The organism is Kitasatospora sp. NPDC056138 (assembly GCF_042264695.1).
Taxonomy (GTDB): domain Bacteria; phylum Actinomycetota; class Actinomycetes; order Streptomycetales; family Streptomycetaceae; genus Kitasatospora.
Genome location: NZ_JBHJVK010000059.1, coordinates 16405 through 37918 on the forward strand (window position 1 = coordinate 16405; position 21514 = coordinate 37918).

The 21514-nt window shown below is 72.8% G+C and carries 18 protein-coding genes; 5 read left to right on the top strand and 13 right to left on the bottom strand.

The window, feature by feature from the left end:
* Positions 1-147: 147 nt before the first annotated feature.
* Together ACFC1R_RS28955 and ACFC1R_RS28960 are read left to right on the top strand one after the other, a co-directional pair.
* Positions 148-1713, top strand: coding sequence for a TerD family protein (locus ACFC1R_RS28955; protein WP_375943535.1), 1566 nt, complete (start codon positions 148-150; stop codon positions 1711-1713).
* 117 nt (positions 1714-1830) lie between these two features.
* A complete protein-coding gene (locus ACFC1R_RS28960; protein ID WP_375943537.1) occupies positions 1831-2616 on the top strand; it encodes an alpha/beta fold hydrolase in 786 nt (261 codons plus the stop codon).
* 204 nt (positions 2617-2820) lie between these two features.
* Here ACFC1R_RS28960 and ACFC1R_RS28965 read toward each other — a convergent pair whose 3' ends face one another.
* The 9 genes from ACFC1R_RS28965 to tuf all read right to left on the bottom strand — a co-directional run bounded on the left by ACFC1R_RS28965 (position 2821) and on the right by tuf (position 11434).
* Positions 2821-3915: an amidase domain-containing protein gene (locus tag ACFC1R_RS28965; protein WP_375943539.1), complete on the bottom strand. Its 1095-nt coding sequence runs from the start codon at positions 3913-3915 to the stop codon at positions 2821-2823.
* 654 nt (positions 3916-4569) lie between these two features.
* Positions 4570-4836, bottom strand: coding sequence for a metal-sensitive transcriptional regulator (locus ACFC1R_RS28970; RefSeq protein ID WP_375943541.1), 267 nt, complete (start codon positions 4834-4836; stop codon positions 4570-4572).
* A 62-nt stretch (positions 4837-4898) separates the two neighbouring features.
* Positions 4899-5771 (bottom strand): sulfite exporter TauE/SafE family protein, encoded by an 873-nt coding sequence (locus ACFC1R_RS28975; RefSeq protein WP_375943543.1) that lies wholly within the window; start codon positions 5769-5771, stop codon positions 4899-4901.
* On the bottom strand, positions 5768-6352 hold the full coding sequence (locus ACFC1R_RS28980) for a rhodanese-like domain-containing protein (RefSeq protein ID WP_375943545.1): 585 nt from the start codon (positions 6350-6352) through the stop codon (positions 5768-5770). The genes ACFC1R_RS28975 and ACFC1R_RS28980 overlap by 4 nt, the downstream gene beginning before the upstream one ends.
* Positions 6353-6555: 203 nt before the next feature.
* Positions 6556-7941, bottom strand: coding sequence for a rhodanese-like domain-containing protein (locus ACFC1R_RS28985; RefSeq protein ID WP_375943547.1), 1386 nt, complete (start codon positions 7939-7941; stop codon positions 6556-6558).
* 152 nt (positions 7942-8093) lie between these two features.
* Positions 8094-8405: a rhodanese-like domain-containing protein gene (locus ACFC1R_RS28990; protein WP_375943549.1), complete on the bottom strand. Its 312-nt coding sequence runs from the start codon at positions 8403-8405 to the stop codon at positions 8094-8096.
* A 424-nt stretch (positions 8406-8829) separates the two neighbouring features.
* Positions 8830-9393: a TetR/AcrR family transcriptional regulator gene (locus tag ACFC1R_RS28995; RefSeq protein ID WP_375943551.1), complete on the bottom strand. Its 564-nt coding sequence runs from the start codon at positions 9391-9393 to the stop codon at positions 8830-8832.
* On the bottom strand, positions 9390-9752 hold the full coding sequence (locus tag ACFC1R_RS29000) for a DUF1304 domain-containing protein (protein WP_375943593.1): 363 nt from the start codon (positions 9750-9752) through the stop codon (positions 9390-9392). Before ACFC1R_RS29000 ends, ACFC1R_RS28995 begins: the two co-directional genes overlap by 4 nt.
* 500 nt (positions 9753-10252) lie before the next feature.
* The gene (gene tuf, locus ACFC1R_RS29005; protein WP_375943552.1) at positions 10253-11434 is read right to left on the bottom strand and encodes an elongation factor Tu; all 1182 of its coding nucleotides are present in this window, start codon (positions 11432-11434) and stop codon (positions 10253-10255) included.
* A 583-nt stretch (positions 11435-12017) separates the two neighbouring features.
* On the opposite strand from tuf, the gene ACFC1R_RS29010 reads away from it, so the two are divergent.
* Positions 12018-13838 carry an ABC transporter ATP-binding protein gene (locus tag ACFC1R_RS29010; RefSeq protein WP_375943554.1) on the top strand — a complete coding sequence of 607 codons (1821 nt, stop codon included), beginning with the start codon at positions 12018-12020 and terminating at the stop codon, positions 13836-13838.
* A gap of 191 nt (positions 13839-14029) precedes the next feature.
* On the opposite strand, the gene ACFC1R_RS29015 is transcribed toward ACFC1R_RS29010, so the two are convergent.
* Positions 14030-14581 carry a CGNR zinc finger domain-containing protein gene (locus tag ACFC1R_RS29015; protein WP_375943556.1) on the bottom strand — a complete coding sequence of 184 codons (552 nt, stop codon included), beginning with the start codon at positions 14579-14581 and terminating at the stop codon, positions 14030-14032.
* 92 nt (positions 14582-14673) lie between these two features.
* Here ACFC1R_RS29015 and ACFC1R_RS29020 point away from each other — a divergent pair, with 92 nt between their 5' ends.
* Positions 14674-15924 carry an MFS transporter gene (locus ACFC1R_RS29020; RefSeq protein WP_375943558.1) on the top strand — a complete coding sequence of 417 codons (1251 nt, stop codon included), beginning with the start codon at positions 14674-14676 and terminating at the stop codon, positions 15922-15924.
* A 621-nt stretch (positions 15925-16545) separates the two neighbouring features.
* Positions 16546-18360 (top strand): alkaline phosphatase family protein, encoded by a 1815-nt coding sequence (locus ACFC1R_RS29025; protein WP_375943560.1) that lies wholly within the window; start codon positions 16546-16548, stop codon positions 18358-18360.
* Here the strand turns inward: ACFC1R_RS29025 and ACFC1R_RS29030 are convergent.
* The 3 genes from ACFC1R_RS29030 to ACFC1R_RS29040 form a co-directional block, all read right to left on the bottom strand.
* Positions 18318-18494, bottom strand: coding sequence for a hypothetical protein (locus ACFC1R_RS29030; RefSeq protein ID WP_375943562.1), 177 nt, complete (start codon positions 18492-18494; stop codon positions 18318-18320). The two genes, ACFC1R_RS29025 and ACFC1R_RS29030, sit on opposite strands and share 43 nt — an antisense overlap.
* A gap of 127 nt (positions 18495-18621) precedes the next feature.
* Positions 18622-20316 (bottom strand): serine/threonine-protein kinase, encoded by a 1695-nt coding sequence (locus tag ACFC1R_RS29035; protein ID WP_375943564.1) that lies wholly within the window; start codon positions 20314-20316, stop codon positions 18622-18624.
* Positions 20317-20594: 278 nt separating this feature from the next.
* Positions 20595-21359, bottom strand: coding sequence for a hypothetical protein (locus tag ACFC1R_RS29040; RefSeq protein WP_375943566.1), 765 nt, complete (start codon positions 21357-21359; stop codon positions 20595-20597).
* Positions 21360-21514 lie beyond the last annotated feature (155 nt).

The window sequence follows — 21514 nt, forward strand, 5'->3', positions numbered from 1 at the left end:
GTCTCGTCCTGACTCCACCTTAGGAGGCGGCCTCGTCGGGCCGGGGATCGTGCGGCCTTACGAACGTCGTACGGCGTCGGGCTTCTAGGGTAGGGACCGCGAGGGTACGTCCACCTTCGTGCACCCCGTCGGAGGAACGGACTGCTGATGCTGATAGCGAAGGGCGCGAACATCGCGCTGGCCACGACCGGAGTCCGGGTGGAGCTGCACTGGCGCAGCGGGCCCGGCGTCCCCGACGCGGACGCCTCCGCGCTGCTGCTCGCGGGCGGCCGGGTCCGCTCGGACGCCGACTTCGTGTTCTACAACCAGCCGCAGGACGCCTCCGGCGCGGTGCGCCACCTCGGGAAGCAGAGCAGCGGGGACGGCGGCGTGGTGGACACGCTGACGGTCGCCCTGGACGAGCTGGACGCCGCGGTGGAGACCGTGGTGCTGGCGGCCTCCAGCGACGGCGGCGCCTTCGGGCAGCTGCCCGGCCTCCGGCTCCGGGTGCTCGACCCGCGGTCCGGCCAGGAGGTGGCGCGCTTCGAGGACACCGGGGCGAGCAGCGAGACCGCCTTCGTGCTCGGGGAGCTGTACCGGCGGGGCGGCGGCTGGAAGTTCCGCGCGGTCGGCCAGGGGTACGACAGCGGGCTGGCGGGGCTGGCCACCGACTACGGGATCAACGTCGACGACGAGCCCGCACCGACCGCCGCGCAGGTCCCGCCCGCCCCTCCGGCGCCCGTCGCCGCCCCTGCCCCGGCACCCGTCCCGGCGCCCGCTCCCCCCTCGGTGCCCGCGCCCGCGCCCGCCCCCGCGCCCGAGCCGTTCACGCCGGACGACTTCCTCCTCGCGCCCCCGGCGGCCCCGGCCGTGCCTCCTGCTCCCCCTGCTCCTCCCATCCCCCTCCAGCCGCCGGCTCCCGCCTTCACCCAGGTTCCCGCGCCCGTTCCCGTGCCCGCTCCCGCTCCCGCTCCCGTGCCCGCTGCCGTTCCCACGCCCGCGCCCGCACCCATGCCCGTGCCCGGCCTCCCACCGGGTCCCGCGCAGGCGCCCGCACCGGTCAGTCTCAGCAAGATCCACCTCACCGCCAAGGACCCGGTGGTCTCCCTGACCAAGCACGGGAGCAACGGCGGCATGCTGCGGGTGAACCTCAACTGGGCCCCCGCAGGCTCCCCGCAGGGCTCCGCCGACCCGGGCCGCCAGGGTGGCGGCGGCTGGCTGGCGAAGAAACTGCGCGCCGCCCTCCAGCCGGGAACCGCAGGCCGGGATCTCGACCTGTCCTGCCTCTGGGAGCTCCAGGACGGGAGGAAGGGCATCATCCAGGCCATCGGCGGACGGTTCGGCAACCTGTACGAACCGCCGTACGTGCAGCTGGCCAACGACGACCGCACCGGTTCGGTCGCCACCGGCGAGGACCTCTGGATCAACCTCGACCGGTCCGCCGAGATCCGCCGTCTGCTGGTCTTCGCGCACGACTACAACAACCTCCCGCTCACCGGGCTGAACGGCGTGGCCACGCTCTTCCCCGTCAGCGGCCCGACCGTCGAACTGGCCCTGGACGGCTGTGACTTCCCCGCCACCGCCTGTGCCGTCGCACTGCTGGAGAACGACGGGACCGGCCTGGTGGTCCGCCGTGAGGGACGGTACTTCCAGCGCACCCCCGAACTCTCCGTCCACCGGATGATCGACGCCGCCTACGGCTGGAACCTCCAGTGGGGTCACGGGACCAAGTAGCGGCGGCTGCGGAATCTGCGGCCCCGGCCCACCGTTCGGCGTACAGTGACCGTCCCGGGCGCAGGACGGGACGAGGCACGACCGAACGGAACGGGACGGGACCGGGCAGAGGTGGAGATGGCAGCGAGCAGGTCAGGGGCGAGCGGACACCAGGCACTGGCCTGGCGGGTGCGGCCGACCGCGCCGGTCGCCGCGGTGCTGGTACTGCACGGCGGCGAGGTGGCGAACGAGGCCCGTCCCGGGCCGGTGAACCTGCCGGGTCTGCGGATGAACGGGTTCGTCCGGGCTGTGGCCGCCTCGACGGTCGGCGCCCAGGTGGCGGTCGGCGTGGTGCGCTACCGCCACCGGGGGTGGAACGGCGAGCGGGCCGACGCGGCACGGGACACCACCGCCGCGCTCTACGACCTCAGCGAGGAGCTGGGCCTGGTCCCAACCGTCCTGATCGGCCACTCGATGGGCGGCCGGGCGGCTCTCCGCGCGGCCGGCCACCCCTGTGTGAGGGGCGTGGTCGCACTCGCACCGTGGTGCCCGCCGGAGGATCCGTACGAGCACCTGAAGGGGCGTCAACTGCTCACCCTGCACGGCGACCGCGACCGGACGACCGATCCCGCCGACACCCTCCGCTTCGCCCTCCGGGCCCGTGCGGCGGGCGCCGAGGTCGCCGGGTACACCGTCCACGGCTCGGGTCACACCCTGCTGCACCGCGCCGCCGACTGGCACCGCGCGACCGCCGGACTGACCGGTGCCCTGCTCGGCCTGCGCCCGATGCCCACCGACGCCGCCGCCGCGCTCGCGCTCCGGCAGGACGCGCCCGGCGGCCTCGAACTCCCGCTGCCCAGGCGCATCACGGTGCCGCCGCCGGTGGCCCCGGACACCCTCCGGACCAGGTCGGTCGCACCATGAGCCGCTGTCTCACGCTCGCAACGTGAGCTCCCGTCACGGTTCAGCCGGGGTGCACTGAGCCGCGCTCGGCTCCCGCCACCAGGCGCGCGACGCCTTCGGCGTCCGCCGTCGCGGGGCCCGACCGCCGTCTGCGAGCGCCCGCCGCCCCACCCGTCGTCCGCGCTCGTCACGAACGCGGACGACGGGGCTGCGCCACCGGCCGTGTCAGGTGCGGTAGGCGTAGAACGCCGCGTTCGGGTACGCCATGACGAGGCTCGCCACCGACCTGCGGTAGGTGTTGGTCGAGTGGTAGGTCACGTACGGCATGCCGTTCGGGCCCCGGTACGTGACGATCATGGAGTGGTTCTTGGAGCCGTCGCGGTCGAAGTCCGCCTGCAGGATGTCCCCGACGCCCAACTGGTAGACGTTCGCCAGGTTCGAGACCCGCTTGCTGGAGAGCGCGAACCAGGACCACTCATCGGCACCCACCCAGGACCAGCTCTGGGAGTCGGAGCTGTACCACCAGTTGTGGTAGTCCGAGTCGTCGCCGGGGGCGTTCTTCCAACCGCCCGCCTTCAGCGCCTGGCTGACGAAGTTGGTGCAGTCCCCGCCGACGCCGTTGAACTTCCGGTAGGCGGGGTTGTAGTTGTTCCAGTACTTCTCCGCGTAGGCCGCCATGGCCGCGTAGTTGTTCCCACCGCGCGTCGCGCTCTTCGGGCTCGGCGACGCCGGCCAGGAGGTGGCGGCCGGGGTCGCCTCCGGGGGATCGGCGTCCGCGGGCTTCGCCACGGGCGGGGCGGGCGCGTTGACCGCCGGGAAGCCGGAGTCCACGTTCTTGATGCCCGTCAGCTCCCAGCGGCCCTGGGACGTGGCGGCGAAGGTCACCGTGTGGTGCGCCTGGAATCCGGTCGTCGCGGGCTCGTCACCGTGGACCTTCTCGTAGGTCAGGGTCGTGGTCTCGGTGACGTCGACGTCGGCACGTCCACCGCTGACCCGGACCTTGTCCACGGAGACCTGGGTGTTACCGGCGCTGTACGCCTCACCCACGGCGGCCAGTCGCGCCTTGCGGGCCCGCAGCGAGGAGGACACGGTGTCCTCGGCCCGTGCCAGGCCGGCCGCCAGGCCGACGCGACCGTCGGCCTGCAGGGCGTCGTGCCGCACCGGAGCCCGGTCCACGAGCGCCGCCGTCCGCTGGGACAGCACGGCCTCGGCCATCCGGTCGAAGGACGCGACGGTCGCCCGGTCCACCGTACCGGCCGTACCCGCCGTGCCCGCCGCCGAAGCCGACGGGAGCGATGCGACCGACAGCACAGCCGTCACTGCCGCTCCCACAGCGGATCTCAATATGGTTCGCCTCACGCAGTTCTCTCCTCTGATGCCCGATCAGCTCTGACCGGGGAGACGAATCCTCGCACCTTTTCGGTTGCCATTGGCTGAAAATCGTCCAACCCGACAATCCGCTGACCACGCCGAAGGCGCTGGGCGCCGCGAAGGCGTCGGAGGCCTCCCCTCCCCCACCGATGCGCCCCGGCTACGGCAACACCGTCCGCACGGGCCACCACGCCAACCGGGCCCCCTGCCTGCGCCGACCAACTCGACCAACTCGACCAGTTCGACCAGCGAGCCCGGCACACCCCCGGCCCGATCGCCGATCGCCTGCGGGCCGACGCCACGCGGCTGCGGTCATGCGCAGACGAGCGCCACCGCACCCTCATCACCGGGCCAAACACACCGAGATGACCCCCGCACCCGACGAACGCGATCGCATCCGCGCCGCCGTGCAGCGTCGACCGGCGCTCCGCAGAACCCCAACGGCGCGCGTTTCACTTCCAGTTCCCGACTGCGGACGGAGCGGCCGGACGCACCGCACCACTCGACGGCAGACGGTCTGGCGGATGTTCCGCAGTCCCCGCGGGCAACGCGCGAGCGGCCTGCCGACGGATGTGGTGGCGTCGGCAGGCCGCTCGGGTTCGGTCAGGCGAGGGCGAGGAAGAGCTTCTCCAGCTCGGCCTCGGACATCGGCGGCGCTTCGCCGTCCGCGGTGGCCAGGCACTGGCGCATGCCGCTGGCCACGATCTTGAAGCCGGCCCGGTCGAGGGCGCGGGAGACGGCGGCGAGCTGCGTGACGACGTCCTTGCAGTCGCGACCGGCTTCGATCATGGCTACGACGCCGGCGAGCTGCCCCTGGGCACGGCGCAGCCGGTTGAGGATCGCGCTCGTCGCTTCTTCTTCCACCTTCACCGGTTTCCTCCTGACTCGTGCCGTCCGCTTCCTCCAGGATACCCCAGTGGGTATATGTGGGATCAGTGGCGGGTGACGGGTTCCGGGGCGGGTGCCACCGCCCTTGCGGTGGGCGGGTTTTCGGTGCGGTGCGCGCGCCTGCGCCGGAGCAGCGGCCAGGCCGCGATCGCGGGGGCCAGGGCCAGCACGGCCGGGCCGGTCTGGCGGCTGAGGACGAAGAGGCCCATGACCACGACGAACCAGCCGAAGCCGGTGCGCAGGGTGTGCTGCGGGATGCGTCCGGCGAAGCGGCCGCCGATGAGGCTGCCGAGGACGGCGGCGGCGGTGACGGCGAGGGCCTGGTTCCAGTCGAGGTGGGAACCGGAGATGTGTCCGGCCAGTCCGGCGAAGGAGTTCATGGCGATGACCAGGAGCGAGGTACCGATGGCGACGCCCATCGGCAGGCCGGCCAGCAGGGCCAGCGCGGGCACGATGAGGAAGCCGCCGCCGGCGCCGAGGACACCGGTGACCGCGCCCACGACGAGGCCCTGCAGGAGCAGGCGGTGGAGCGGGAGTTCACGGTGCACCTGCCGGGGCGCCTTGCGGGGGCCGCCGAGCATCGCGGCCGCCGTGGCGAGCATCATCAGCGCGAACGCGACCAGCAACACGGCGTCGGGGACGTACGCGGCCACTCGTCCGCCGGCGTAGGCGCCGACCATGCCCGCCAGGCCGAACAGCGTCCCGGTGCGCCAGCGCACCCGGCCCGCGCGGGCGTGGGAGACCAGGCCCGCGAGGCTGGTGACGCCGACGACGAACAGGGAGGTGGCGATGGCCTGCTTGGTGTCCTGGTCGGCCAGGTAGACCAGGATCGGGACGGTGAGCATGGATCCGCCACCGCCCAGGATCCCGAGCAGGACCCCGATCAGCAGCGAGGCTGCGACGGCGAGAGTGATCACGGCCGGCTCCTGAGGGCGGCGATCACCGAGGCGATGTCGGCGCGCGGGCCGCGGTTGTAGGGGAGCCTGGCGAGCACCGTGCCCATCGCACAGGTGTTGGTGAGGGCGGCGAAGGTGAGGCCGGCTCCGACTGCGGTGGCGGCCAGGCCCACACCGGGCACCGCGAGGGCGACCAGTCCGGAGACGAGCACGATCGAACCGGCGATCAGCCGGACCTGGCGTTCCAGTTCCCAGCGGGCCGCCCCTCGGGTCACCGGGCCCTCGGCCGCCTCCCAGGCGACCATGCCGCCCTCGAGGACGCGCAGGTCGGGCAGGCCGGCGTCGGAGAGTGCCTGCTCGGCCCGGGCGGCGCGGGCACCGGAGCGGCAGATCAGGACGGTGTCCTCGTCGAGGTGGTGGAGCAGCTCGGCGCGGTGCTCGCGCAGCGTGTCCAGGGGCACGTTGTGAGCGCCGGGGATGTGGACGGTGCGGAACTCGCCGGGAGTGCGCACGTCCAGCAGGCGCGGGCCGTTGCCGTCCTTGGTGAGTTCCCCCAGGGCGGCGGCGTCGATTCCGGCGGGTATGCGGGTGGCGGTGGTCACGGGGTCTCCGATGTCGGTTCCGCCGGGCGGGCTGAATACCCGCCCGGGTATGTGTCGGGGTGTGGTGCGGCGCGGGTGTCCGGCGAGGTACGGGGCCTCTCGTCGGACACCCGGGATTCGGGGGGACGCCTGGTTCGGGGTGCCGGGGCCGGTGCAGGGGGCCGATGACGGTCGGCCTCCGCATGGACCCCGGCGCGTGAGGGTCAGGCGGTGGCGGGTCCGGCGAGCAGCGCCCAGGCGCCGTAGCCGCCGAGGATGTCGGAGACGTCCTCGAAGCCGTGGTGGCGCAGCAGGCTGGCGGCGATGGAGGAGCGGTGTCCGCCGGCGCAGTGCAGGACCAGGGGGCGGTCGGTGGGGATCTCGTCGAGGCGGTGGGGCAGTTCGCCCAGTGCGATGTGGATCGAGCCGTCGATGTGGCCTCCGGCGCGCTCGGAGCAGGTGCGGACGTCCAGGACGAGCGGGGGCCGGTCGCCGGCCAGCGCGGTGCGCAGTTGGTCGGCGGTCAGGCGGCTGGCCTGGGTGACCTGGTCGGGCATGGCCGCGAGGGCGTCGTCGGGGCCCAGCAGGTAGCCGGCGTGGTGGTCGAAGCCGATGCGGGCGAGGCGGGTGGTGATCTCCTCTTCGCGGTTCTGGGGTGCGACGACCAGGATGCGACTGTCGGGGGTCAGGACGGTGCCGGCCTGTTCGGCGAAGCGACCGTCGGCGGGGATGTTGATCGCGCCGCGCACGTGGCCGGTGCCGAACTCCTGCGGGCTTCGGGCATCCACCACGACCGCTCCGGCGGCGTGCTCGGTGCGGAACTCCTCCGGGGACAGCGGCCGGGGCGCGGCGGCCGGGTCGAACAGGTCGCGTTCCCGGCGGTTGAGGGTGGCGTCGTAGGCGAAGTAGCCGGGGGCGGCGGACTGTCCGGCGGTGACGATGGCGACGAAGTCGTCCTCGCTCATGGGCCGGCAGGCGTAGTTGGTGGCGCGCTGGGCGCCGATGGTGGACTGCTTCTCGGTGGACAGGTTCTTGCCGCAGGCCGAGCCGGCGCCGTGGGCGGGGAAGACCCGCACCTCGTCGGGCAGGCCCATCAGCTTGTGCTGGACGCTGTGGTGGAGCATCCGGCCGAGTTCCTCGGCGGTGACACCCACCGAGGCGAGCAGGTCGGGTCGGCCGACGTCGCCGATGAACAGTGCGTCTCCGGTCAGCACGCCGTAGGGGACCTCGTCGGCGGCGCGTTCGTGGACCAGGACGCTGATCGACTCCGGGGTGTGGCCGGGGGTCTCCATGATCTGCAGGGTCACCTCGCCGAGGCTGATCCGCTCGCCGTCGGCGAGCTTGCGGATCGCGTACTCGGTCTCGGCGCGCTGCCCGTAGCCGATCCACGCGCCGGTTCGGGCGGCCATCTCCAGGTGGCCCGCGATGAAGTCGGCGTGGAAGTGGGTGTTGATGACCGCCTCGATGGTGAAGCCGTGCGCCTGGGCGTCGGCCGTGTACTCGGCGATGTCCCGGCGCGGGTCGACGACCACCGCCCTGCCGGTGGACTCGTCGGCGATCATGTACGACGCCTGGGAGAGGCAGTCGAGGTAGTACTGGGCGAAGAACACGGGGAACAACCTTCCGATCGGGGGTTCGTACTGGGCCTGATATACCCAGTGGGGTATAGAAAAGGGCAGCGCGAGGCTGCGGCCGGCCAGCGACGGGCCACGGCTTCGGGTGAACCGAGGAGCGGCGGCGCGCCGGGAGGCGCGGGGCCGGGTCAGTGCGGGTGCGAGCCGGTGGCGAGGGGGCACCCGGCGCCGACCCAGCTGCCGCCGGCGACCGGGTGGGCGGCGACACCGCGGGCGCACATCCGGCCGGCAGAACCCGGGCTGCGATTGCCGCTCGCGCGGATCACGCACACCGGCCGTCCCGCCGGGGCACCGGCCCGGGCGGGCAGCTTCGCGGCCGGGACGGGCAGCGCACCGGGCACGCGCCCCGCCCGGTACTCCTCCGGCTGGCACACATCCAGGACGAGGCCGCCATCGGCCCAGGCCGCGGCGAAGGTGTCGAGGTCGATTTCACGGGCCACGCCAGTCCTCCATATACCCCCCGGGGCATCTTGGCTTCGAACGTAACTCCGCTGCAGCACCCCCGTCAAATACCTGTGGGGGTATCCAGCCGAAGGGTGGCCGCGCGCTTCCGTCCAACGGCACCGGAACGACGGGGGCCGGGTTCGGATCGCGAACACCGTGCCGCCGGACGCGGCGACAGCCCGCATGGGCAACCGATGGCCGTCCGGCGAATCCACGGCGGGCTCGCAGCTCAGCCCGCACGGGACGGGCGGGGCAGGGCCGTTGCAGGATCCCGCGATCCCGTGGTCACGCCGGAGGGCTTCCCGGAGCACGCGATCAGCGAGAACGTCCACGCGGGCCCGGCGACGGCGCGGCGGGCGCAGTCCATGTACGCGGCACAGCTGGACAAGGGCCCGACGGAGCGCGAGACGCTCGCGGTGCTCAGAGGTGCGGTGTGCGGTGCAAGGAGATCAGCAGCCGCCAGACCTGGTGGGCGATCCGGTCGGGAGTGGCCTCGATGGTGCCGTGAAGCCAGTCCGCCAGCACACCGGTGAAGGTGCCGGCCACAGCCGATGCCACGAGGTCGGGCTCGGGGGCGCCGGCCAGGGCACGCTCGGCACGGCTCCGGTCGCGCAGTTCGCGGCGCAGCACCAGGCCGAGCGGGCCACCGCCGCCCGGGGTCAGCAGGGCTCGATAGAGGGCGGTGTGCGGTACGAGTCCGGTGAAGAACCCGGTGAGTGCCGGCGGCGGGGCGGCCGGATCGGGAACGCCCCGCCAGGCGTGCAGTGCGTCCACCGCCTCCCGGACGATGTCGGCGCAGGCGTCCACCGCCAGCGCCTCCAGGTCCGCGTAGTGGACGTAGAAGGTCGCCCGGCCGACCCCGGCCCGGCGCACCAGCGCGGCGACGCTGACCTCCGCCAACTGCCGTTCGGCACACTCCGCCAGCAGCGCCCGCCGCAGGGCGCCCCGGGTCCGCTCGGCCCGGGGGTCCTCGGCGGCGCTCATCCGGCGGCCAGGACGGCGCCGAGCGCGACCGCCCCGGGCAGCGCCTGGGCGAGGAGGATCCGGCGGTTCGCGGTGGCACCGCCGTACAGCCCGGCCACGACCACGCACACCAGGAAGAACACCCGCACCTGATGCCCCGTCGACCCCCCGGCCAGCAGGCCCCAGACGAGCCCGGCGGCCAGGAAGCCGTTGTAGAGGCCCTGGTTGGCGGCCAGCGGCGCGGTCGTCCGGGCGAGCGCCGCGTCGAATCCGGAGAGCTCCCGCCCCGGCCGCCGCTCCCACAGGAACATCTCCAGCACCAGGAAGTACGCGTGGAGGACGGCCACCAGGCCGACCAGGGCATCCGCCGTCGTCCGCATCATCAGCTCCAAAGCTAGTTTCTGGACAGGTGTCCATCATAGGTGGACACCTGTCCAGAAACTAGCCGCGCGAGGGAGTGACGACCGATCCCCGGACCCGACCTGAGGGCCCGCGCCCGACCCGACTCGCCCCGCCCCGGCCCGGCCCGGCCCGACCCGACCCGACCCGACCGGCGAGCCACGCAGCCGATGATCTCGTTGTAGCGGCAGGAGTTGTCGACGGCACGGCGGGTGCGGTGGCAGCGGAAGGAGGCGTCGAAGGTTCCGGCGCCGTCGTCGTCGAGGTTCCGGTACGGCGGTGAGCCGAAGCCCAGCCGGAAGTAGGGCAGCATCGCCGCGTCGGGCACCGACCTCGTGCGGTAACCAGATCGAGCGCGGTTGCAGTACCAGGGGTCTCGTCCTTGACGGCCCGCCCGGTGCGCTGGGCGGCCCGTCAGGCCGGAACTGCGCGGCCGACCAGCGTGATGTCACGCTGACCGGCCGCGCACCGACCGCCGGACTCAGCCGAGGACGGTCCGGACCGTGCCCGCCGCGACCGTACGGCCGCCCTCGCGGACGGCGAACCCGAGGCCGGGCTCCAGCGGGAAGGGCTGGCCGAGCGTCACCGCCACCTCGAGGGTCTCACCCGGAAGCGCCACGCCGACCCCCTCGGGCAGCTGGACCTCACCGACCACGTCGCCCGTGCGCAGGTGGAACTGCGGGCGGTAGCCGCTGCCGATCGGCGTACGGCGGCCACCCTCGGCCGTCGACAGCAGGTGCAGCCGCGCGGTGAAGGCCGTGTGGACCGACGCACTGCCGACCGCCGTGACCACCTGGCCGCGCCGGACCTGGCCGCGCTGCACGCCACGCAGCAGCAGAGCGACGTTGTCGCCGGCCTCGGCGGACTCCATCGTCCGGCCGAAGGTCTCCACGCCCGTCACCACGGACTGCACGTCCGCGTCGTGGCCGAGCACCTGCACCCGGTCGCCGAGGCGCACCTGGCCGCGCTCGACCGCGCCGGTCACCACCGTGCCGCGCCCGGTGATGGTCAGCACGTTCTCGATCGGCAGCAGGAACGGCGCGTCGGTGTACCGGACCGGTGTGGGGACGTACTCGTCCACCGCGTCCAGCAGTTGCAGCAGCGCCGCCGACCAGTGCGGGTCACCCTCCAGCGCGCGCAGCCCCGAGACCCGGACGACCGGCAGCCCCGCGCCGTCGTACCCGTGTGCGCCGAGCAGTTCGCGCACCTCCAGCTCGACCAGCTCCAGCAGCTCCGGGTCACCGGTGTCGGCCTTGTTCAACGCCACCACCACGTGCTCGACGCCGACCTGACGAGCGAGCAGCACGTGCTCGGCGGTCTGCGGCATGACGCCGTCCTGGGCCGAGACGACCAGGATCGCGCCGTCCAGCTGCGCCGCGCCGGTGATCATGTTCTTCACGAAGTCGGCGTGGCCGGGCATGTCCACGTGCGCGTAGTGCCGGGTGGCCGTCTCGTACTCGACGTGCGCGATGTTGATGGTGATGCCGCGGGCGGCCTCCTCCGGCGCCCGGTCGATCCGGTCGAACGGGACGAACGAGCCACCGCCGCGCTCGGCCAGCACCTTGGTGATGGCAGCGGTGAGGGTGGTCTTGCCGTGGTCGACGTGACCCATGGTGCCGATGTTGAGGTGCGGCTTGGTCCGCACGAAGGCCTGCTTGGCCATGATTCTCTCCGGTAGTCGTCAGCTTGCTGACGGGACCTCAGCTTCTCGCCGACCTCCCCCGGTTGAGATCCCGGGGACGGCCCGGGGAAGGTCAGCTTCGTGCGCCGTCGAAGGCGGCTGCGACTGCCGGGGCAGCAGCCATCGCACCCGCGACTGCGGGGAACTCGGCGATGGCGTGCTGGAACATGCGGACCATCCTGCCCGCCCACGCCGACGCGGGACCACCGGTTTTCCGCGCGGCGCCCCGGACACGGGACGGTACGGCGATCGTGATGAACGACCCGCGGCGCGTCCACGACTTCCGCCCGCACGCCGGGCGTCGGGACTTCCCCGCCGGCAGATCGACGTTCACAACCCCGGCCGCGGGCGGATGACTGTCGCCACGCCCCGGCCGGCCTCCCGCGGCGGCGCGCGGCTGCCGGGGACGGGCCGGTGTCAACCGGACAAAAAACACCTGGACTCCCCCGGCGCTCTCACGGGAGACTGCGGATTCTGCTTCTCCGTACGTCTGTTGACACATCGTCACAGACCGTTCCTCGGGAGAGGCAGGCGACGGGATGCCGCACGACACGACGGGGTCGGGATGGGATCGTCCGAATCACTCAAGACAGAGCCCGGCAGGCGGCCGGTGCTCCTCGCACTTCGCTACTACGGACGGGAGCTGGTCCGGCTTCCGCGCCTGACGGTGCCCGGCATGCTGCTGCCGGCATTGGGCAACATCGGCATCGGCTATCTCGCGCCGCTGGCCGTGGCCAAGCTCGTCGGCCGGATCGCCGGCCATGCCGGTAGCGGCTCCGGCTCGATACTGCCGTACGTCCTGGGTTTCGCCGGCGCGCTGCTGGCCGGGGAGGCACTGTGGCGCGTCGGCCTGCACTACCTCAACCGCCTTGACGCCCTCGGCATCGAGCACCTGTACGTGATCGGCATGGACGAACTGTTCGCCAGGGACGCGGCGTTCTTCCACGACAACTTCGCCGGCTCGCTGACCAAACGGGTGCTGAGCTTCGCCTCCCGCTTCGAGGAGTTCGTCGACACGCTGACGTTCTCGGTCGTGGGCAGCTTGGTGCCGCTGATCTTCGGCTCGGTGGTGCTGTGGCGCTACGAACCGCTCCTCGTGGTCGGGCTGTTGGGGCTGATCACGCTGACGGCACTGTGCGTGGCGCCGCTCATCCGGCGCCGCCAGGCGCTGGTCAACCAGCGCGAGGAGGCGATTGCCCGGGTGTCCGGCCATGTCGCCGACAGCCTGCTGAACATGGACACCGTCCGGGCGTTCGCGGCCGAGGAGGGCGAGGCGACCGAGCACCGGTCGCGCGTCGCGGAGTCGCGCCGGCTCACCCTGCGTTCGTGGGACTACGGCAATCTGCGCATCGACACGCTGGTCGCGCCGATGTCGGTGCTCACCAATGCGCTCGGCCTGCTGCTCGCGGTGACGCTCGGCGGAGGCAGGCACGGCGTGGAGACGGTGGTGGTCGCCTTCACGTACTACACCAACGCGACGCGGATCATGTTCGAGTTCAACCAGATCTACCGCCGGCTGGAGAGCTCGCTCACGGAGGCCGCGCAGTTCACCGAGCTGCTGCTGACGCCGCCCACCGTGGTCGATCCCGCATCGCCGGAACCGCTGCTGCGCCGAGGCGCGGACGTCCGCTTCGAGCAGGTGGACTTCGCCCACGCGGGCGCGGATCCGATCTTCCGGGGCCTCGACCTCGCGGTGCCCGGCGGGGCGAAGTTCGGTCTGGTCGGCCGGTCCGGCGGCGGGAAGACCACCCTCACCCGGCTGCTGCTGCGGATGACGGACATCGACGGCGGCCGGATCCTGATCGGCGGTCAGGACATCAGCCGGCTGCGCCAGGCCGACCTGCGCGGCCTGATCGCCTACGTCCCGCAGGACCCGGCGATGTTCCACCGGACGCTGCGGGACAACATCGCGTTCGCCCGGCCGGACGCCACCGACGCCGAGATCCGCCGCGCCGCCGAGGCGGCACACGTCACGGAGTTCACCGACACGCTGCCGCACGGCTTCGACACCATGGTGGGCGAGCGCGGAGTCAAGCTGTCCGGCGGACAGCGGCAGCGGGTCGCCCTCGCCCGGGCGATCCTGCGCGACGCACCCATCCTGCTGCTCGACGAGGCGACCAGCGCCCTTGACTCGGAGAGCGAGCTCCTCGTCCAGGAGGCGCTGTGGCGGCTCATGGAGGGGCGGACGGCGCTCGTGGTGGCACACCGGCTGAGCACGGTCGCCAGGATGGACCGGCTCGTCGTCCTCGACCGCGGACTGATCATCGAGCAGGGCACGCACGAGGAGTTGCTCGCGTCCCAGGGCGCCTACGCCAAGCTCTGGCAGCACCAGTCGGGCGGCTTCCTCGACGACACCCCCGCGCGGGCCGACCTGCACCCGCACTGAAGGAGGTACGGCCACCCGACCCCGTGCTCGCCGCCGCCGATCCGCGGACCGCAGACGCACTGCGCGGGCGGGTGCTGCGCGAGGCGGCCCTCCTCACCGGCACCCGGCTGCGCGCAGTCGTTCGGCACGACGGCGGCCGTGATCGGGCACTCGCGCCGGAGCACCCGGCCACGGGCGGCGGAGGCTGAGGCTCACGCCTCGTCGCTCGTGCGCCGCGCACGGAACGCCGCTGCCTTGACCCGGTTCTGGCAGGCCGTCGAGCAGAACTGGCGGCCGGCGTTGCGGGAGGTGTCCACATAGACGCGGTCGCAGCGCGGGGCCGCGCAGACCCCGAGGCGTCCGGCGTAGTCGCCGCCGAGGGCCATGGCGAGGCCGGTGGCGCAGCCGGCGCTCCAGCCGACGGCGTAGGAGTCGTCGGCGCCGTGGAAGTGGACCTGCCACGGCTCCCCGGGAGCCCGGTCGAGCTGGGGGCGGGCGCCGGTCCGACGCAGCAGCGCGTTGAGGGCGGGGGCCGCGTCGTCGATGCGGTCGGCGGCCACGGCCTCGAACACGGTGCGCAGGGCGCGGGCGGTGTCGGCCAACCGGTCGGCCTCGTCGACTCCCAGGCTCGCCCCGGCGGAGAGCGCCGCGCGGACCGCGCCGACCCGCTCGGCGCCTTCGGGGGCGTGGTAGTGACGGCCGCGCGCCTCACCGTCGGTCAGCGCGTTGACGAGCGCCACCGCGGCATCGAGCAGGGTACGCATGTGACTGTCGAACAACACTTGACCAGTTACCTTTCGCCTGCCTACGGTGTCCATCACTGACATTAGACGATTCACCAGTGATGGGAGGCGTCGTGCCGCGCTCCGAACCGCTGCCCCGCACCGTCCGCCTGCTGCTGCTCGCCCGGGTCGTCAACCGACTCGGGGCCTTCTCGCTGCCCTTTCTCACCGCACTGATCTGCGCCGACCACGGCGCGAGCCTGACCACCGCCGGACTGGTCAGCGCCGCCTTCGGGCTCGCGACGATCCCCTCGCGGCTGGCCGGGGGACGACTGGCCGACCGGATCGGGCGGCGCACGACCATCGTGCTCGGGCTCTGCGGATGTGCCGTCGCGCAGCTGGCGATCGCGGCCTCGGCGTCGCTCACCTGGGCCGTCACCGGAGCGGTGCTGCTCGGGCTGGCCTTCGAGCTCTACGAGCCGCCGAGCCAGGCGATCATCGGCGAGTCCGTGCCGGAGCGGCACCGGGTGCGCGCGTTCAGCCTGTTCAGCGCCGCGCTCGCGGCGGGCGGCATGGGCGCAGGGCTGCTCGCCGCCCTGCTCGGCAGCTGGGACCTGCGCTGGCTCTTCGTCACCGACGCCGCGACGTGCCTGGCCTGTGCACTGCTGATCCGGCTGGCCCTCCCCCACGACCGTCCGGCACCGCCCGGGGCGGACCAGGACGACACCGCCGTACGACCCCTGCGGGACCGGGCCCTGCTGAGCGTCCTGGCCACCGGAACCGCCTACGCCCTGATCAACCAGCAGACCGTGATGACCCTGCCCCTCGCACTCGCGCGAGGGGGCCTGCCCGCCGCCGACGCCGGACTGTTGTTCACCGCCGCCGCGGCCACCACCGTGCTCGCCCAGCCGCTGGTCCAGCTGCCCTGGACGACCCGGCTCAGCACGCCCGTCGCGCTCGCCCTCGCCCATCTCCTCCTGGCGGCAGGGCTGACCGGCTTCGCCCTCGCCCGCACCCTGCCGGCGCTGCTCGTCCCGGCCGCCGTGAAGAGCCTCGGCGACCTGCTGGTCATGGGCCGCATCTACGCACTCGTCATCGACCTTGCGCCGCCCGGCGGAAGCGGCCGCTACCTGGCCGTCTTCGGTACCAGCTGGGGCGTCGCCGCGACGCTCGCGCCCGTCCTCGGCACCCAGCTGCTCGCCCGCGCGGGGACGACCGCACTGTGGTCCGCAATGGCCGCGTTCTGCCTGCTGCTCGCCGCACTGCACCTCCGGGTGACACCGCAGACGGCCCGGTCGCCGCAACGTCGCGCGCCGCAGGAGCCCGGCTCGAACAAGCGAACCGTCAGCGACGCGAAGCCCGCCCACCACCGCGGACCGGCGTGAGACCCTCACCGACGGCCTGGCCGCGCCGTACCAGGAGCTCACTCGCTGTCCCACGTGACACCTGCTCACCGTTGACCCGACACCTTGCGCCTGGTCGGACCACCCGGCCGGACCACCGGCGATGGCCCCAGGAGTTGTCGAACACCCTGTCTCCGCCCTCCAACTGCGGCGCCCAGCGGTGAGTGTCGTCGTTCCACCAAGCACACCGCCTGGCGTCGCCTGACGGGTGGAACCCACCGTCTCACAGACCAACTGCTCTGCGCGGTAGGCACGTTGGGCGGCAATCAGGTCACGGCACCAGCCGTACGACGCCTTCGGCGCGCGGTGCCGGCTCTCGACGTCGACGTGGACGAGGCCGAAGCGCCGACTCAACCCCTCAGCTCGGACGCCCTGTCATCGCATGCGAGTCGCAACGGCCTGCATGACCGGTGCCCTCCCGTCACTTGACCACGTGTGCCGTCCGGGGTTCCTGTCTCCACCGCCCACGTGTGGCGCCGGCCCGAACTTGTCTGGTCAAGTTCGATCGGCGTTCTTCCGCCGGACAGCACGACCCGGTACCTATGTCCCGTTCATGGCGCACAGCCATGGCAGTCACCCTCACCAACGGGACGAGGTATCCCCATGCGACTGCGCTGGAGCCCCATCGGCGGGCTGCTCGCCGCCCTCCCCCTCCTCGGCGCACTGGTCGTCGGCGCTCCCGCCCCCGCCCAGGCGGCGGGGAGCAGCGGCAACCTGATCGTCAACGGCGACGCGGAGGCCGGCGGCTTCTGCACCAACGACTGGGGCGCGGCCACCACCGTCCCCGGTTGGACGGTCGAGGCCGGCGGCATCGACGTCATGTGCCACACGGCCGCTTCCGCCGGCCTGCCGAACGACGGCAACACGCCCGGCAAGGCATTCTTCGGGCCCGGCAACTTCGGGGACGGCGCGATGACGCAGACCGTCGACGTCTCCTCGGCGGCTACCGCGATCGACGGCGGCGGGGTGGGCTACAACCTCTCCGGCTGGCTGGGTGGCTGGACCGTCTACAGCGGCTACGCCGCTGTCAGCCTGCACTTCAGGGACGCGAACGGCCACCCGGTCGGCGCGACGGCCAAGCTGCCGACCGTCTCCGCGACCGACCGGAGCCTGACGACCGAGTTCCTCTCCCGCAGCGCCACCGGCTCCGTCCCGGCCGGGACGCGGTCGATCCAGGTCGAGGTGCAGTTCCTGTCGACCTCGCACGAGGCCGGCTACCTGGACGACCTCTCACTCACCCTCAACACCCCGGTCGCCGCTCCGGCACCGCTGACCCCGCCCGCCTCCAGCGTGCCGGGCTACGACCACGTGTTCACGGTCATGATGGAGAACACCGACTACTCCCAGATCATGAACGACCCGACGGACACCCCGTTCATCCACAGCCTGATGTCCCAGGGCGCCACCCTCACCGACTCCCACGGCGTCTACCACCCGAGCGACGAGAACTACCTCGCCATCGCCGGCGGCGACACCTACACCACCGGCGCCACCTACTGGCCCAACATCAACTCCCCCCAGCGCAACCTCGGTGACTCGATCGAGGCGGCCGGCAAGTCCTGGAAGGCGTACGAGCAGGGCATGGGCACGCCCTGCAACACCACCACCCAGTACGACGCCAAGTACGAGCCGGACGACGCGCCGTTCATCAACTACACCGACATCAGCGGCAACCCGGCCCGCTGCGCGGCGCACCTGTTCGACACCACCCAGCTGACCACCGACCTCCGGTCCGCGGCCACCACCCCGAACTTCTCCTGGATCGCGGCCGACGACTACTACGACGGCGAGGCCTCCGGCAACGGCAGCGCCACCAGCCTCCAGGTGCAGGACGGCTGGTTGAAGCAGACCCTCGCCCCGGTGCTGTCCTCCCCCGCGTGGACCCAGCAGCGTTCGCTGATCGTCCTGACCTGGGACGAGAGCGAGAGCGAGGGGTACAACCACCTCGCGACCGTCGTCCTCGGCTCGCAGGGCACCGTGCCTGCCGGGACCAGCAGCCCGCTCCACTACGACCACTACGGCATCGGCCGCACCGTCGAGTCGGCCCTCGGCCTGCCGGGGCTGACCGCCAACGACACCTACGCCACGCCGCTCAACGCCGCCTTCGCACCGGCCACCTCGACCGGGCCGACGCTGACCGGCGACCTCGACGCGGTGGCGAACGGCGGCAACGTCACCTTCCGCTACGCCCTGCCGAACACCTCGCAGGTCGGCGCGAAGAACTGGGTCGGCATCTACCCGGCGGGCGTGACCCCGGGCTCGAAGTCCGCGCTGACCTGGGCCTACACGCCCAACCAGAGCGGCGCGGTCACGTTCTCCACGAGCAAGCTGAACGGCGCAGGCAGGTACGACGTGTACTACCTGGCCAACGACGGCTACTCGGTGCTGGCCGGGCCCAGCTCGTTGACCGTCGGCTGACGCCTCCCGGCGACGGCCGCCCCTGCGGGGCGACGGCCGAGCGCGCAGGCCCGGACCGGCTCGATCGGCCCGATCAGGAATGCGGCCACGTTCGAGGGCCCGGTGACGGCGAGGTCGTGGTGGACCTTCCGCACCGGGCTCGACCGTAACCCGCCCCCTCCGCGCGGCGCTTCTGCGTCTCGAAGTCGACATGGACCGGACCGAAGCGCTGACTGAACCCCTCGGCCCGCCGGACACCAGTCATCCCGGTCGTCGCGGCCTTCAGGAGCTGCGCGGGTAGGTCCGCGTCACGTTGCCCTTCAAGTCCGCCTCCAGGTAGCCGCTGCCGTAGTCGTCGGAGAGGTAGACCTTGGTACTGGGCGAGCCGTCAAACATGTCGGCCTCGATGATGAGGTAACGGCTGGTCGGGTGGGCCACGTTCAGAGTGTCCTGGGCTTTCTGCAACAGGGCCGGCAGGACGTCCCAGTCGAAGTCCTGCAGATCGATGGCCTTCTCGTCGGACGTGAGCCCACCGCCCACCGAGCGGACCGCCTTGCCGTCACGGTAGTTGACCTCGTCGTAGACCTTGGCGCCGGCGGCGGTGGGCACCTGGGCGATGGCGTAGTCGGGGTAGACGACGAGCTGGAAGACCTTGCCGCCGGAGAGGTACGGGTGCAGCGCGTCGATCGTCCGGCGCACGCCGTCCGGCGTCAGCAGGTTCGCCCCGCCCGGGGATGCCGACGGCGGCGCTACGGCGGGTGCGCTGGCGCCGGCCGTGCCCGGGCTGCTGGTGACCGTGGTCGTCGTGCCGGTCGTCGTGCCGGTCGTCGTGCCGGTCGTCGAGCCCGCGGTGGTGCCGTGCTCCGCCGTCGCGCCGCCCTGGCTCAGGAGCAGGGCGACGACGCCGGCCAGCACGACTGCGGTGACCACCCCCGTGGCGGCGGCGACCCGGCCCCGGCGGGTGGCCGCCGAGGGCTTGGCGGGAGTGCCCGGAGCCGACCGGAACGCCAGTGGTACCTGGCCGGTCGGCGGACCGGCGGAGCCCGGCGGAATCCGGTCCGCCGGGGACGCGGCACCACCGGGCGGCGGCGCGGCGGCGACGGCCTGCGGCTCGCCGTCCTCGAAGGCGGCGCCGTCGTCGTGCTCAGCCGCCGCGAGCATCCGGTCGAGCTGCTCAGCGTCAGGGCGGACCGCCGGGTCCTTGGCGAGCAGCGCGGTCAGCAGCGGTCCGAGCCGCCCCGCCCGGGCCGGGGGTGGCAGCGGCTCATCGAGCACGGCGGCGAGTGTGGCGAGCGTGGTCGCCCGACGCAGCGGGTGGCGGCCCTCGACGGCCACGTACAGCATCATGCCGAGCGACCACAGGTCGGAGGACGGATTTCCCTCCTGACCGCGGATCCGTTCCGGCGCGATGTACTCGGGTGAGCCGATCAGCGCGCCGGTCGCGGTCAGGGCGGTCGCATCCTGGATCGCGGCTATGCCGAAGTCGGCCAGCACCGGCGTGCCGTCGGGGCGCAGCAGCACGTTGCCGGGCTTGACGTCCCGGTGCTGGATGCCGCCGGCGTGCGCGGCCCGCAACGCGGAGAGCACGCCCCGGCCGATCCGGGCCGCCTCGGCCACGCCGAGCGGGCCCTTGGCCAACCGGTCGGCCAGGCTGCCGCCGGCCACCAGCTCCATCACCAGCCAGGGATGCGGGTGTTCCGGGGTGTCCACGATGTGATGGATCACCACCACGTTCGGGTGCTGAAGCCGGGCGAGCGCCCGCGCCTCGCGCAGCACCCGTTCGCGCAGCTGCCGTGCCTGGGCCGGGTCGGCCGCCGCCATGGCCGGGTCCGGCGGGCGGACCTCCTTGAGTACCACCTCGCGTTGCAGTGCGTTGTCGCGTGCCCGCCAGACCAGGCCCATACCGCCGCCACCGAGCTGTTGCAGCAGTTCGAACCGCCCGTCGATGAGGCGCTGCTCCGCCCCCGCTGTGTTCATGGCGGTCATCGTAGGAGACGCCACCGACCGCGTTGACCACGCCGGCGGCTCCGCCAGCGGACGGGTACGCACCATGCCCCGGTTCCAGCGTGCTCGCCCCGTGACCGGCTCCGCCCCGCCCCGGAGGCCCTTCCTCGTTCCGCACTACTGGTGCGTGGGCGGAGTGTGATGGCTGTTCCGCGCGCCCCGATGCGGGAGGCGCGGACGTCAGGCGCCGAGCGGCCCCGACCGCCTTCGGCGGTCCGCTACCGGCGGTCGGTGCGTCGGCAGCCGGTGGCTCAGTGGCAGGTGTAGGTGAAGGAGGCCGAGGCGGTACGGGAGTCCGGGGAGAGCACCTCCAGGGTCGCCGTGGCCGCCATGGCTCCCTTGCCCTCGAAGGTCCAGCGGAGCACCACGTCCGTCTGGTGGCTGCCCTTCGGCACCGGCTGGGCGATGTCGGCGGAGACCGTACCGTCGCTGCGGCGCCAGCGGTAGGAGACCGTGCCGGCCCGGCCCTCGGTCCGCAGGGTGCCGATGACCGTCGCGGTGCCGTCGCAGGCCGGGCCGGCCGGGTCCGTGCGGACCGAGACCGCGGTCACCGAGAGTGCCTGCGCAGAGTCCTGCCAGGCCAGATAGCCCAGCACGGCGAGCAGGACCAGCAACGGCAGCAGCCACCCCAGGCGCCTCCGGCCTCGCCGCGGGGCTTCCCCGGCCGCCGACTCGCCGGGCCGGGTGGTGCCGTGCCAGACGGCCGCGGCGAGCGCCGGAACGTCCGCAGTGGCGCTCGGCACACCCGGGCCGAACCGGCGCAGCCCGTCGGCCCGAGGTTCACCCGTCGACTTCAACGGCCCCGCCGGAGCCGGGACGGTCGCTTCGAGAGTGGCCTCAAGGGGCGCTTCGACCGTCGTCCCGACGGTGGCGGCCGACAGCTCGACCGTGGCGGCGGGGGTGGCCCATGCCTCCTCGTCGAGCAATGTGGCGCTCTCGGCTTCCTCGCTGACGGCGCGTACGTCGGCAGGCGTGGACCGCACCGTCGTGGCGGCAGCCGCAGGCTCCAACTCCACAGTGGCAACGGTGTCAGACTCGCCGTTCCCGCCGACCGCGCATACGTCGGCAGGCGCGAGCCGCACCGTCGTGGCGGCAGCCGCAGGCTCCAACTCCACAGTGGCAACGGTCTCAGACTCACCGCTCTCACCGACCGCGCATACGTCGGCAGGCG

What these genes read in the sequence shown, in the direction of transcription:
- ACFC1R_RS29000 (WP_375943593.1), bottom strand. Translation starts at nt 9,752, where the DNA reads ATGCGGACGACGGCGGATGCCCTGGTCGGCCTGGTGGCCGTCCTCCAC.
- ACFC1R_RS28960 (WP_375943537.1), top strand. Translation starts at nt 1,831, where the DNA reads ATGGCAGCGAGCAGGTCAGGGGCGAGCGGACACCAGGCACTGGCCTGG.
- tuf (WP_375943552.1), bottom strand. Translation starts at nt 11,434, where the DNA reads ATGGCCAAGCAGGCCTTCGTGCGGACCAAGCCGCACCTCAACATCGGC.
- ACFC1R_RS29015 (WP_375943556.1), bottom strand. Translation starts at nt 14,581, where the DNA reads ATGCGTACCCTGCTCGATGCCGCGGTGGCGCTCGTCAACGCGCTGACC.
- ACFC1R_RS29035 (WP_375943564.1), bottom strand. Translation starts at nt 20,316, where the DNA reads ATGAACACAGCGGGGGCGGAGCAGCGCCTCATCGACGGGCGGTTCGAA.
- ACFC1R_RS28995 (WP_375943551.1), bottom strand. Translation starts at nt 9,393, where the DNA reads ATGAGCGCCGCCGAGGACCCCCGGGCCGAGCGGACCCGGGGCGCCCTG.
- ACFC1R_RS29025 (WP_375943560.1), top strand. Translation starts at nt 16,546, where the DNA reads ATGCGACTGCGCTGGAGCCCCATCGGCGGGCTGCTCGCCGCCCTCCCC.
- ACFC1R_RS28955 (WP_375943535.1), top strand. Translation starts at nt 148, where the DNA reads ATGCTGATAGCGAAGGGCGCGAACATCGCGCTGGCCACGACCGGAGTC.
- ACFC1R_RS29010 (WP_375943554.1), top strand. Translation starts at nt 12,018, where the DNA reads ATGGGATCGTCCGAATCACTCAAGACAGAGCCCGGCAGGCGGCCGGTG.